At 62.6% G+C, this 13,553-nt stretch carries 8 protein-coding genes; 7 read left to right on the forward strand and 1 reads right to left on the reverse strand.

The annotated features are described in order from the left end of the window. The first annotated feature begins 76 nt into the window (after positions 1-76). On the forward strand, positions 77-760 hold the full coding sequence (locus AA098_RS02265; protein ID WP_064613782.1) for a hypothetical protein: 684 nt from the start codon (positions 77-79) through the stop codon (positions 758-760). A 682-nt stretch (positions 761-1,442) separates the two neighbouring features. Here the strand turns inward: AA098_RS02265 and putA are convergent. Further along, entirely contained in the window at positions 1,443-5,396 is a 3,954-nt protein-coding gene (putA, locus tag AA098_RS02270; protein WP_064613783.1) for a trifunctional transcriptional regulator/proline dehydrogenase/L-glutamate gamma-semialdehyde dehydrogenase, read from the reverse strand. Between the two features lie 355 nt (positions 5,397-5,751). Between putA and putP the strand changes: the two genes are divergently transcribed. The 6 genes from putP to AA098_RS02300 all read left to right on the forward strand — a co-directional run bounded on the left by putP (position 5,752) and on the right by AA098_RS02300 (position 13,533). After that, on the forward strand, positions 5,752-7,230 hold the full coding sequence (gene putP / locus AA098_RS02275) for a sodium/proline symporter PutP (protein ID WP_003249420.1): 1,479 nt from the start codon (positions 5,752-5,754) through the stop codon (positions 7,228-7,230). Positions 7,231-7,336: 106 nt separating this feature from the next. Then, positions 7,337-8,173: a 23S rRNA (adenine(2030)-N(6))-methyltransferase RlmJ gene (locus AA098_RS02280; RefSeq protein ID WP_003249430.1), complete on the forward strand. Its 837-nt coding sequence runs from the start codon at positions 7,337-7,339 to the stop codon at positions 8,171-8,173. Positions 8,174-8,365: 192 nt separating this feature from the next. Beyond that, positions 8,366-10,123 carry a carbamoyltransferase gene (locus tag AA098_RS02285; protein WP_003249431.1) on the forward strand — a complete coding sequence of 586 codons (1,758 nt, stop codon included), beginning with the start codon at positions 8,366-8,368 and terminating at the stop codon, positions 10,121-10,123. Further along, complete coding sequence (locus tag AA098_RS02290; protein WP_003249433.1) at positions 10,107-11,237, forward strand: glycosyltransferase; 1,131 nt, start codon at positions 10,107-10,109, stop codon at positions 11,235-11,237. The genes AA098_RS02285 and AA098_RS02290 overlap by 17 nt, the downstream gene beginning before the upstream one ends. Next, entirely contained in the window at positions 11,237-12,133 is an 897-nt protein-coding gene (locus AA098_RS02295; RefSeq protein ID WP_014859633.1) for an antimicrobial resistance protein Mig-14, read from the forward strand. Before AA098_RS02290 ends, AA098_RS02295 begins: the two co-directional genes overlap by 1 nt. Continuing rightward, positions 12,130-13,533, forward strand: coding sequence for a PIG-L deacetylase family protein (locus AA098_RS02300; RefSeq protein ID WP_064613784.1), 1,404 nt, complete (start codon positions 12,130-12,132; stop codon positions 13,531-13,533). The genes AA098_RS02295 and AA098_RS02300 overlap by 4 nt, the downstream gene beginning before the upstream one ends. The last annotated feature ends 20 nt before the right edge of the window (positions 13,534-13,553 follow it).

Genomic DNA, 13,553 nt, shown 5'->3' on the forward strand with positions numbered 1-13,553 from the left:
GTTTGCGTGATATGGGTTGAGAACGCCGGGAAGCCTGCCGGTTATTGGTGAAACCAACGCAAGGTCAGGTCGTGTAATGCCTGCTCGGGAGAATATAGAGACGTTTCCCACAATCCCGATCAGAAATGGACTGCTGCGGATCGAATATCAGTTGGCCTTGAATGTGCGTTTTGGTGTTCACAAGGAAACGTTTCAGATGAGTGATGCCCACCACGCTGACTTGGCTGAGGCCAACGGCAACCAGGTTCCCTTCTTCGTAGTCTCACCCATTAAATTTGGTGTAATGAATTTCTTTACCTTGGGCTTCTACTGGGTTTATTGCTTCTATCAAAGTTGGAGTCTGCATAGAGAGAAAACGGGAGAGCGCGTAAGTCCGTTCTGGCGAAGCGCTTTTGCAGTGTTCTTCATCTATCCATTATTGAGAAGGGTAAATGACCATATTCGCGACTCAGGTAAAACCTATCCATGGTCCATCCTAGGGCTCACGCTGGGCTATTACGGTTTTTGCGTTGTCTGGGTGGTTGCCAGCGTCGTGTTGGAAGACCAGCTGTGGCCGGCCTATTTTGCGGGTTTAGCCATTCAGGCAGCTTGGCTGATCATTCTGGTGTTCATGCAGAAGGGCATCAATTTCTGTGCGGGTGACAAAGAAGGGAAGACCAACAGCCGGTTCACGCTGGCCAATTGGCTTTGGATGCTGCTGGGTATTGCGCTTATGGCAGCACAGCTGTTTGCTTTGATTGCGCTTTCACCAATGGTTTGAGCAATTTTTGGCCGAAGCTCTGTCGGAGGGAAGCTCCGGATAGTCCCCGATCCACACCGCGCTTCCGCTTTCCTTGAAGACAATACGATGCTGGGGTAGAAGCCTGCTGCAAGGCTTTTTTGATAGGTCTGTCTGGACGGGTCCTTTCGCGGGTAAACCCTACAGCGGCCTGTGTCCAACCCCCGACCTGTGTCCGGCACTGATCCGGTGTATTCGCGGGTTTACCCGCGAATACGGTGGTGGCGGCAACGGTGAACGGCGGGTAGAAATTGGCCGGCAGGTCCGGCCTCTTCGCGGGTGAACCCGCTCCTACACGACGGCCTGTGTCCAGCCACCGACCTGTGTTCGCCACCGATCCGGTGTAGGAGCGGGTTTACCCGCGAATACGGTGGTGGTGGCAACGGTGAACGACGGGTAGAAATTGGCCAGCAGGTCCGGCCGGGTGAACCCGCTCCTACACGACGGCCTGTGCATGTGTATAGGAGCGGGTTTACCCGCGAAAGGACCGGCCCAGGCAGCCGAGAAATTCCAGGGGATAAACGGTAACAACAGAAGACACCCAAGTCACCGTTGGCATGACCACGTTCTGGTGAGCACCTGTTAGTCCAGCCCCTGCTTCAGGACATGCACGCATAAAAAAGGAGAGCCGAGGCTCTCCTTCTTCTTCAACAACCCTCAGCCATTAGCCAATGGTCATCAGGCTGGCGTTACCGCCTGCCGCTGCAGTGTTCACGCTCACCGCGCGCTCGATGACCAGGCGCTCCAGCGCAATCTGGTGATCACCGCTGGACAGCCCGTGCACCCCAACGATCGCCCCGGCACGCTTGGCCACCTGCTGGCATACGCCGCGCAGCTGGTCCGAGTCGCCATGGTGGATCACGGCGTCGAACGCCACTTCATCCTTGTTCCAGTCCGCGACCAGCTTCACCTTGGCCTGCAGCTCACGCGGCAGGCGGGCGCGCAGGGCCTTGCCCGGTTCACTGTCAACCCACACCGCCGAGCTGCCAACGGCCAGTACTGCGGCGAACTGCGCCAGCAGGTCGGCTTCGTTGTCGGCCAGGCACAGCACGTGCTCACGCGGCAGAATAGTGTAGCTGTTGCGCTCGCCGGTCGGGCCAGGCAGCAGGCGGGCGATGCCGCTCTGCGACTGGCTGGCGAACTGGCTGCACAGCGCGGCCAGGTCGGCCAGCTGGTTGTTCTCGGCCCAGGCCTTCAGGCCGTGCAGTGGCTTGACCAGCTGTTCGTGCAGGGTGCGATCCGGCTTGCCTTCGCCGTCCTGCTGCTGGAAGTGGCGGCCGATGGCGTCGGCCGGGCGGGTCGACAGCAGGCGGTAGAGGTACAGCGGGCCGCCGGCTTTCGGGCCGGTACCCGACAGGCCTTCACCACCGAACGGCTGCACGCCCACCACTGCACCCACAATGTTGCGGTTGACGTACATGTTGCCGGCGTTGGCGGTTTCCACCACCTTGGCGATGGTCTCGTCGATACGGGTGTGCACGCCGAGGGTCAGGCCGTAGCCGGAGTTGTTGATCTGCTCGATCAGCTGATCCAGATTGCGGCGGTTGTAGCGCACCACGTGCAGTACGGGGCCGAAGATTTCGCGCTTCAGCTCGTCGAAGCTGTCCAGCTCGATCAGGGTTGGCATGACGAAGGTGCCACGCTTGATCTCGGCAGCATCGGCAATAGCGACTTGGTAGACCGGGCGGCCTTTCTCGCGCATGCCCTGGATGTGCTTCTCGATGCCAGCCTTGGCTTCGGCATCGATCACCGGGCCGATGTCCACGGCCAGGCGGTCCGGGCAGCCCAGGCGGCTTTCAGCCATGGCGCCCTTGAGCATCTCGATTACGCGGTCGGCGGAGTCTTCCTGCAAGCACAGTACGCGCAGGGCCGAGCAACGCTGGCCGGCACTGTCGAAGGCCGAGGACACCACGTCGATCACGACCTGTTCGGTCAGTGCCGAGGAGTCGACGATCATCGCGTTCTGGCCGCCGGTTTCGGCGATCAGCGGGATCGGGCGGCCCTGGTTGTCCAGACGGCCAGCGACGTTGCGCTGCAGCAGGCGGGCCACTTCAGTGGAGCCGGTGAACATCACACCTTTGACGCGTTCGTCCCCGACCAGGCCGGCTCCGACGGTTTCACCGCGGCCAGGCAGCAGCTGCAGCACGCCTTCTGGGATGCCAGCTTCCAGCAGCAGGCGCACGGCCTGGGCGGCGATCAGTGGGGTTTGCTCGGCAGGCTTGGCCAGTACCGGGTTGCCGGCAGCCAGGGCTGCGGCCACCTGGCCGGTGAAGATCGCCAGCGGGAAGTTCCATGGGCTGATGCACACCACAGGGCCCAGTGGGCGGTGGGCGTCGTTGCTGAAGTCGTTACGTGCCTGCACCGCGTAGTAGCGCAGGAAGTCCACGGCTTCACGCACTTCGGCAATGGCGTTGGCGAAGGTCTTGCCGGCCTCGCGGATGAGCAGGCCCATCAGCGGCTGGATCTCGGCCTCCATCAGGTCGGCGGTGCGCTCCAGAATGGCAGCACGCTCGGCTGGTGGGGTGGCCTGCCAGATCGGTGCGGCGTTCAGTGCGCACTGGATGGCGTTGTCCACGTCGGCAACGGTGGCCTCCTGCACATGGCCGACGACGTCGCGGTGGTCGGCCGGGTTCAGCACCGGTGCGGCAGCGCTCTCGCTGGCGGCGCAGGCCAGTAGCGGGACAGCCTTCCAGTCATTGTGAGCGGTGGCCAGCATGGCGCAGGACAGCGATGCCAGGCGGTGTTCGTTGGCCATGTCGATACCGGCCGAGTTGGCCCGTTCGGTGCCATACAGGTCGCGCGGCAGGGGAATGCGTGGGTGCGGCAGGCCGATACTGCCTTCCTGGGTACCCATGCGCTCGATGCTGGCCACCGGGTCGGCGACCAGTTCCTGGATGGAAATCGAGTGGTCGGCGATGCGGTTGACGAACGAGGTGTTCGCGCCGTTTTCCAGCAGGCGGCGCACCAGGTAGGCCAGCAGCGTTTCATGGGTGCCGACCGGTGCATACACGCGGCACGGGCGGTTCAGCTTGCCATCGGCAATCTTGCCGACCACTTGCTCGTACAGCGGCTCGCCCATGCCGTGCAGGCACTGGAACTCGTACTGGCCCGGGTAATAGTTCTGCCCGGCAATGTGGTAGATGGCCGACAGGGTGTGGGCGTTGTGGGTGGCGAACTGCGGGTAGATGGCTTCTGGCACGGCCAGCAGCTTGCGGGCGCAGGCGACGTAGGACACGTCGGTGTACACCTTGCGGGTATAGACCGGGTAGCCTTCCAGGCCTTCGACCTGGGCACGCTTGATCTCGCTGTCCCAGTAGGCGCCTTTTACCAGGCGGATCATCAGGCGGTGGCGGCTGCGCTTGGCCAGATCGATGACGTAGTCGATCACGTACGGGCAGCGCTTCTGGTAGGCCTGGATAACGAAGCCAATGCCGTTCCAGCCAGCCAGGGATGGCTCGAAGCACAGGCGTTCGAGCAGGTCCAGCGAAAGCTCCAGGCGGTCGGCTTCTTCGGCGTCGATGTTAAGGCCGATGTCGTACTGCTTGGCCAGCAGGGTCAGCGACAGCAGGCGCGGGTACAGCTCTTCCATCACGCGCTCGTACTGGGCGCGGCTGTAGCGCGGGTGCAGTGCCGACAGCTTGATCGAGATACCTGGGCCTTCATAGATGCCACGGCCATGCGAGGCCTTGCCGATCGAGTGGATGGCTTGCTCGTAGGACGCCAGGTACTTCTGCGCGTCGTGCTCGGTCAGTGCGGCTTCGCCGAGCATGTCGTAGGAGTAACGGAAGCCTTTGGCCTCGAAACGGCTGGCGTTGGCCAGGGCTTCGGCAATGGTCTCGCCGGTGACGAACTGCTCACCCATCAGGCGCATGGCCATGTCGACGCCCTTGCGGATCATCGGTTCGCCGCTCTTGCCGATGATGCGGGTGAGCGAGGAGGTGAGGCCGGTTTCGTTATGGGTGCTGACCAGCTTGCCGGTCAGCAGCAGCCCCCAGGTGGCGGCGTTGACGAACAGTGACGGGCTGTTGCCCAGGTGCGGCTGCCAGTTGCCGGTACTGATCTTGTCGCGGATCAGCGCATCACGGGTACCTTTGTCGGGGATACGCAGCAGGGCTTCGGCCAGGCACATCAGCGCCACGCCTTCCTGAGACGACAGCGAGAATTCCTGCAGCAGGCCCTGGACAATACCGGCACGGCCGCCGGCGCTTTTCTGATTGCGCAGCTTTTCGGCAATGCCCGCGGCCAGCTTGTTGGTGGCTTCGGCCAGTGGCGCGCTCAGGCGCGCCTGCTCCAGCAGCATCGGCACCACTTCCTGCTCCGGTCGGCGGTAGGCAGCGGTGATCGCCGAGCGCAGTACCGACTGCGGCAAGATGCTTTCGGCAAATTCGAGGAAGCACTGGTGGCTGTGGTCGGCCTGGACTTCACCGGCATCGTCGGCCAGGTTGCTGACATGACCGTTGAGTTCGGTCAGGGTGGCGCCACCCTCGAGCTTCTCCAGATAGTTGAAGATCGCTTGCTTGATCAACCAGTGCGGCGTGCGGTCAATGGACTGCGCAGCTGCTTTGAGTCGCTCACGGGTCGGGTCGTCGAGTTTGACCCCAAGGGTGGTAGTCGCCATTTCTTATCCTCGTTATTGCCACGGTTGTGGCCTAAGCTGGCGTCAAGAGTATCTGTAGGACAATTCGGGTGCAACCAGGTGCAACCCGATTTTTTCGTGTGAAAGGTGCAACTCGTCCGACAGCTATTCCCATACCCTGAAAAGGGGCGTTTTCGGTGCGATTTATTCTGAAAAGTCGGTTTTTTGCTCCCGAAAGGAGCAAGAAGCAGGCTTTGTCGGAAAATGCACGGGCAGGTGCAACTTGCAAAAGAAAAATGGTTGCACCTTCTTTGCGTTGTTGCATAGCATTCGCCGCCTGGGTGCAACCGCCATCGCTGTGGTTGCGCATGATAAAAACAAACGCCAGGGCACACGCATGGGCAATCCACTAACGATCACCTTCGTGATCTACATCGCAGCAATGGTGCTGATCGGCTTCGCCGCCTATCGCGCTACCAACAACCTTTCCGATTACATTCTGGGCGGTCGCAGCCTCGGTAGCGTGGTTACCGCGCTGTCTGCCGGTGCCTCCGACATGAGTGGCTGGCTGCTGATGGGCCTGCCCGGTGCCATCTACTTCGCGGGCCTGTCCGAGGCCTGGATCGCCATCGGTCTGACGGTGGGTGCCTACCTGAACTGGCTGTTCGTGGCCGGCCGGCTGCGCGTGCAGACCGAGCACAACGGTGACGCGCTGACCCTGCCGGACTACTTCTCCAGCCGTTTCGAAGACAATACCGGGCTGCTGCGTATCATTTCCGCCATCGTCATCCTGGTGTTCTTCACCATCTACTGTGCCTCCGGCATCGTGGCCGGTGCCCGTCTGTTCGAGAGCACCTTCGGCATGTCGTACGAAACCGCTTTGTGGGCTGGTGCAGCGGCGACCATCGCCTACACCTTCGTGGGTGGCTTCCTGGCGGTGAGCTGGACCGATACCGTACAGGCTTCGCTGATGATCTTCGCGCTGATCCTGACCCCGGTAATCGTGCTGATCTCCACCGGTGGCTTCGACCAGACCTTCGCCGCTATCGAGGCGGTGAACCCGGCGAACTTCGACATGCTCAAGGGTGCCACCTTCATCGGCATCATCTCGCTGATGGGCTGGGGCCTGGGTTACTTCGGCCAGCCGCATATCCTGGCGCGCTTCATGGCCGCTGATTCGGTGAAGTCCATCGCCAAGGCGCGCCGCATTTCCATGACCTGGATGATCCTGTGCCTGGCGGGTACCTGCGCCGTTGGCTTCTTCGGCATCGCCTACTTCTCGGCTCATCCTGAACTGGCAGGCCCGGTTAGCGAGAACCACGAACGTGTGTTCATCGAGCTGGCCAAGATCCTGTTCAACCCATGGATTGCGGGTGTCCTGCTGTCGGCCATCCTGGCCGCAGTCATGAGTACCCTGAGCTGCCAGCTGCTGGTGTGCTCCAGTGCCCTGACCGAAGACTTCTACAAAGCCTTCCTGCGCAAGAATGCTTCGCAGGTCGAACTGGTGTGGGTCGGCCGTCTGATGGTGCTGGCCGTGGCCCTGATCGCCATCGCCATGGCCTCCAACCCGGAAAACCGCGTGCTGGGCCTGGTGGCCTATGCCTGGGCCGGCTTCGGTGCCGCCTTCGGTCCGGTGGTGCTGATTTCGGTGCTGTGGAAAGGCATGACCCGTAACGGTGCGCTGGCCGGTATCGTGGTGGGTGCGCTGACGGTGATCCTGTGGAAGAACTTCGACACCCTCGGGTTGTACGAAATCATCCCGGGCTTCCTGTTCGCCAGCATCGCCATTGTTCTGGTGAGCAAGCTGGGCAGCCCTTCGCAGGCGATGGTCAAACGCTTCGAAGCAGCTGATGCGGCGTATCACGCCGACAAGTAACACCCGTTGAATTGGCGGTGCCTGCTTTGCGGGTGCCGCCAATCAGCAGCCAGGCCTGACTCCGCCTGCAAGGCAAGGTAAACTTGCCGCCTTCGCAGGAGTTGCCATGAACTATCGTCACGCCTTCCACGCCGGCAACCACGCCGACGTCCTCAAACACATCGTGCTGACCCGCCTCATCGCCCTGATGTCGCGCAAGGAGCAGCCGTTCGCCTATATCGATACCCACGCAGGGCTCGGCCTGTACGACCTGCAGGGCGATCAGGCAAGCCGTACCGGCGAGTACCTGGAAGGCGTAGCCCGCCTGTGGAATCGCGATGACCTGCCGGCCATGGCCGACGACTACCTGCGCATCATCAAGCGCCTGAATGCCGATGGCGAACTGCGCTACTACCCGGGGTCGCCCGAATTGGCCCGTCGCCTGATGCGCCAGCAGGACCGCGCCCTGCTCAACGAGAAGCACCCCGAAGACGGGCCGCTCCTCAAGGAAAACATGAAAAAAGACCCGCGCGTGACCGTGCACCTGGGTGAAGGCTGGCATGTGCCGCGGGCCTTGCTGCCGGTGCAGGAAAAGCGCGCGATCATGCTGATCGACCCGCCGTTCGAGCAGGCCGATGAGCTCAAGCGCTGCACCACTGCCATGAAAGAGGCGATCGGCCGCATGCGCCAGACGGTTGTGGCCATCTGGTACCCGATCAAAGACCAGCGTTCGCTGACCCGCTATTACCAGGACCTGACCAGCACTGGCGCGCCGAAACTGTTGCGGGTTGAGCTGTATGTGCATCACCAGGACAGCCCTCAGGGGCTGAACGGCTCTGGCCTGGCCATCGCCAACCCGCCGTGGGGGCTGGAGGATGAACTTAAGGAGCTGCTGCCATGGCTGGCCAAAGAGCTGGCACAGACCGCCGGCAGTTACCGCATGGACTGGCTGATCGCCGAGTAAACCTGTAGGCGCGGGTTTACCCGCGAACACCGGCGACGCCGGTGCCATCCACCGCGTTGCCTGCTTCGCGGGTGAACCCGCTCCTACAAGGGGGCGGTGTGCCTCCAATGTTTGCGTTATAATCCCGCCCTTTAGCCGCCATCCGCCCAAGAGGCCGCTGGCGCATTTTTACCGAATGAAGAGGCTAATCCCTTGGCATTGACGATTCTTGGCCTGTCCGGCGCCCTTAGCCATGACCCTTCCGCGGCCCTGTACATTGACGGCAAGCTGATTGCCGCCGCCGAAGAAGAGCGCTTCGTGCGTGACAAGCATGCGAAGAACCGCATGCCCTACGAGTCGGCGAAGTTCTGCCTGGAACAGGCAGGCATCAAGCCGTCCGACGTCGACGTGGTAGCCATCCCGTTCGCCCCGATCAGCCTGTTCGGCAAGGCGCGGTGGCACTATGCCAAGCGCTATTGGTACGCCCCGGATCGTGCGCTCGATGCCATCCTGATGGGCAACCGTCGCTACAAGCGCTATCGCAAGAAGATCGTCTGGTGCCTGGAGCAACTGGGCTTCGACCCGAAAAAGGTCAAGATCGAGCCGGTCGAGCACCACCTGGCCCACGCTTCCAGTGCTTATCATTGCTCGGGCTTCAAGGAAAAAACCGCAATCCTCGGCATTGACGGCAAGGGCGAGTACGCCACCACCTTCTTTGGCTACGGCGAAAACGGCAAGATCCACAAGATCAAGGAATTCTTCGACCCGGACTCGCTGGGTGGCCTTTACGGTGCCATCACCGAGTTCCTGGGCTTCGAAATGCTCGATGGCGAGTTCAAGGTCATGGGCATGGCGCCGTATGGCGACGCCAGCAAGTATGATTTCTCGCGTCTGGCCAGCTTCGAAAACGGCGAGTTGGTCATCAACACCGAGTACGCCAACGTTATCGGCCTGCGCCGTTACAAAGAGAAGGGCAAGGGCTTCTACTTCTCGCCAAAGCTGATCGAATGGCTGGGCCCCAAGCGCGAAGGCGACATCGCCGACGAGCCGTACATCCATTACGCCGCCAGCATGCAGGCGCTGTTCGAGAAACTGGCGCTGCAGATGATCGACCATTACCTGGGCGACACCCTGCGTGAAACCGGCAAGCTGGCCTTCGCCGGCGGCTGTGCGCTGAACGTCAAGCTCAACCAGAAGATCATCGCCCGTCCGGACGTGAAAGAGCTGTTCGTTCAGCCGGCCTCCGGCGACGCCGGGACTGCCGTTGGCGCCGCTGCCTATGTGTCCCACGCCCGTGGCGTTCCGGTCGAGAAGATGGAGCACGTCTACCTCGGCCCGTCGTACTCCAACGAAGACGTGATCGCCGCCTGCGCCCGTCACCCGAACCAGCCAAAATGGCGCAAACTCGAGAACATGCCGCAGCAGATCGCCCAGATCATGGTCGATGGCAACCCGGTTGCCTGGTTCCAGGGCCGCATGGAGTTCGGGCCGCGTGCCCTGGGTGGCCGATCGATCATCGGCTGCCCAAGCGTGGAAGGCGTGGCTGACCGCATCAACCACCAGATCAAGTTCCGCGAACGCTGGAGACCTTTCTGCCCGTCGATGCTCGACACTGTCGCCCCGCAGATGATCAAGGTCGACCATCCCGCGCCGTTCATGACCTTCACCTTCGAAGTTGCTGAAGAGTGGAAAACCCGCGTGCCGGAAGTGGTGCACGAGGACGGCACTTCGCGTGCCCAGGTGCTCAAGCGCGAGTACAACCCGCGCTACTACGACATGATGAAGGCACTGGAAGACCTGACGGGCAACGGCGTGTCGCTGAACACCTCGCTGAACCGTCGTGGTGAACCGATGATCTGCTCGCCGACCGATGCCCTGAACATGTTCTTCGGCTCGGACCTGCAGTACCTGATCATGGAAGACATCCTGGTTGTGAAGGACGGCGCGGCCCCGTATGACCAGCCGCTCTGAACCGCGCATCCTGCAGTTCTGCCATGGCTATGACGGGCCGTTCCTGGACTGCGCCCGTCAGTACGCCAGCCTGTTTCAGGGGCGTGGGTACCGGGTGACTACGGTGTTCCTCACCGGCGCCGCCGACGCGCAGGTGGCGGCTGGCTGTGCGTCGGACGAGGTGCTGTTCCTTGAGTTCAGCTCCAAGGCCGTGCGTGGCCTGAAACTCGGCGCCATCCGCGCATTGCGGCGCATTGCGGCTGAGCGCAATTTCGCTTTCTGCATCGCCCATCGCTTCAAGCCGATCTACGTTGCCCTGCTGGGGACCGGCCTGCCAGTGATTGGTGTGCACCATGCCTTTGGCGACTACCAGCGCAAAGGCCGCCGCCTGTTCGCGAACCTGTTCGGCAAGCGTCTGAGCCTGTTGGGTGTTTCGGACGCGGTACGTGACGATATGCGCCGTTGCTTGCCGCAGTGGCCGGCCGAACGCATCCAGACCCTGTACAACCGCATCGACATCGACGCCCTGCAAGCAGCCCTGGTGCCGCGCGCTGACGCACGCCAGGCCTTGGGCCTGGATGCTCAGGCGTGGATCGTCGGCAATGTTGGGCGCCTGCACCCGGACAAGGACCAGGCCACCCTGTTGCGCGGTTTTGCCCAGGCATTGCCGGGGCTGCCGGCTGGCGCCCGCCTGGCAATCCTCGGCAAGGGGCGCCTGGAGGCCAAGCTCAAGGCGTTGGCCGCCGAACTTGGTATTGCCGGGCAAGTCGACTTTCTTGGCCAGGTACCGGATGCGCGCCGTTATTTCCAGGCGTTCGACGTGTTCGCGTTGAGTTCTGATCACGAGCCGTTCGGCATGGTCCTGCTCGAAGCGATGGTTGCCGGTGTACCGGTGTTGGCCACGGCCTGTGGCGGTGCCCGCGAAGTGGTCGAGGGCGTTGGCGTGCTGTTCCCGCTGGGCGACGCCGCGCAGCTGGCTCAGGGCCTGAAGCACATGGCCGTACTGGACGCTGAGCAGCGCCAGGCCTGTGCCAGGCACATGCTGCAGCGCCTGCGTGAGCGTTTCTCTGACCAGGCGGTGCGCGAGGCCTTCTGGCAACTCCCGCAGGTGCGCGCGTTGGTGGGGCAGGCCTGATGCTCAATCGTATCCAGGCCTTCCGCGAACGCGGTTGGCAAGCTATCGATGCCAATGCTTATGCCCAGGCATGGGCGCGCTTTGGCGGCAGTGTCGCCACCCATCCGCTGGTGGTCGAGCAACTGGCGGATCTGGCACAGATCCCGGTGCGTTACCTGGGCTGGCACCAGGCTGGCGAGCTGAAAGCCGCCATCCCGGCCTGGGGGCGTCACTTGGCGCTGTCCAAGGACGTGCTGAAGCGTGCTGGCAAGAAGGCCCTGTTCGACCTCGGTAATGCCGAGATCATTCTACCGGCGGCGTCTGATGCCGCTGCGCCGTTGCGCCATACAATGCGTTACCTGTCCGAACTGAACCAGGGCCGCTTCAGCGGCCTAAAGGCGCAGAAGGAGCAGTTGGCCATGGCCCGGGCGCCTGAAGACCTGTCGAAGAAGTTCCGCTACAACCAGCGCCGTGAACTTCGCCTGCTGGAAGAAGCGGGTGGTGTGGTACGCCCGATCAGCGACTTCAGTGCTCAGGAAATCGCCAGCATGTACTGCGACCTGTTCCTGCGCCGCTGGGGGTTCCCTGCCACCGGTGCCGAGCGTATGGCCGATGTGCTGGGCCGCTTGCGCGAGCTGCTGATCGGCTCGGTGCTGCTGCTGGACGGTAAACCGATTGCCATCCAGCTGGTGTACCGCGTCGAAGCGCCGGAATGGATTAGCGTCGAGTACATCAATGGCGGTGTCGACCCTGAAACCAAGGCCTTCAGCCCAGGCAGCGTGCTGAGCTTCCTTAATACCCAGGCCGCCTGGGAAGATGCCCGGGCGCGCAACAAGCCGCTGCGGTTCTCGTTCGGCCGTGCTGATCGTGAGTACAAGGACCGCTGGTGCAACCCTGTGCCGGTGTATCAAGCGTGAGCCGCAAGCAGCAGTTGCTCAAGCGCCACCGGCGCAACAAACGCCTGGGGCTGCTGGCGGGCCTGGTTGCGCTGGTCGCCCTCGGTGTATTCAGTTGGTGGTGGTTGCCACTGCTGTTGTTGCCGCTGCTCTGGGCTGCCCATGAGGCCTGGTTTGCCGACCACCTGTTCTATGCACCGGGTGAGGACTATGCCTACGACTTCGGCGATCAGGTGCGGCAGGTTCCTGCCAGCCTGCACGATGGCTGGCTCAAGGCTGATTGCACGTTGCAGGGCGACGAAACCCTGGTGCTTGAGCTGCGGCTAAAGAGCAGCTGGTTGGGGCGCTTTCTCGACCCTCGGGTCGAGCTGCTGGCTGGCGAACAGGCCGATCGGCAAACGTTCGAGCGTGGCGTCGATGGGGTGCGCTTCCTTAACCTGACCGGCCTTGCTGCGCCACTGCAGGCCGGTACGTTGCGACTGCGCGGCCGGCATTGCCGGCTGCAGGGTCAGCTGCGTCTGTGGATAACCCCCTCGGTCGAGCTGCAGCGGCGCCGAGTGATGGTGATCGCGCCACATGCCGACGACGCCGAGTTGGCCGCGTATGGTTTGTACAGCCAGGCCGACGAAAGCTGGGTGGTGACCCTGACCGCCGGTGAGATAGAGGCCGAGCACTATCAGCAGATGGGCCTTGCAAAGGCCGAGGCCGCGCGCCTGAAGGGGCGCCTGCGTGCCTGGGACAGCATCGCCGTGCCGCGTTGGGCCGGGGTGCCGGAGTCGCATTGCATACAGCTGGGCTACTTTTGCCTGCAGCTGCCTGCCATGCAGGCCGCCCCCGACCAGCCGGCCGCCTCACGTGAAGCCGAACTGGCCGATATCCGCGTGTTCCGCCAGTTCAACCCGTTCCCGTTACCGGGCGACCGTGATGGCGCACCCACCTGGCATAACCTGCTGGCCGACCTGCGAGCCTTGCTGGAGCGGGCCAAGCCAGAGGTCCTGGTGATGCCGCACCCGCAGCTAGACCCCCATCCGGACCATATCTGCGCTCAGGCGGCGGTATTGGAAGCCTTGCAAGGCATGACCTGGCAGCCACAAACCTTGCTGTGCTACGCCAACCACCTGCACGATAACGACCGCTGGCCGATGGGCGACAGTGGCGATGGCGTGGCTTTGCCGCCGCAATTGAGCGCTGCCCAGGCCTGGGCACCCTGCAGCCTGGTGCTGGACTGCGCGACCCAGCGCGACAAGGCCATGGCCCTGGGCATGATGCACGACCTGCAGCCGCCGGCACCGTTCAAGCGCCGCCTGCGCCGTCTGCTGCAACGCTGGCTTGCCGGGCGACAGCCATCGCCTTTTGGGGAGAACGAATTCTTCCGCAAGGCCGTGCGCCGGCACGAACTGTTCTGGCGGCGTGAGCTGTAAGCACGCCCCATGGTTGACCG

This window comes from Pseudomonas sp. JY-Q (assembly GCF_001655295.1).
GTDB classification, from domain to species: domain Bacteria; phylum Pseudomonadota; class Gammaproteobacteria; order Pseudomonadales; family Pseudomonadaceae; genus Aquipseudomonas; species Aquipseudomonas alloputida.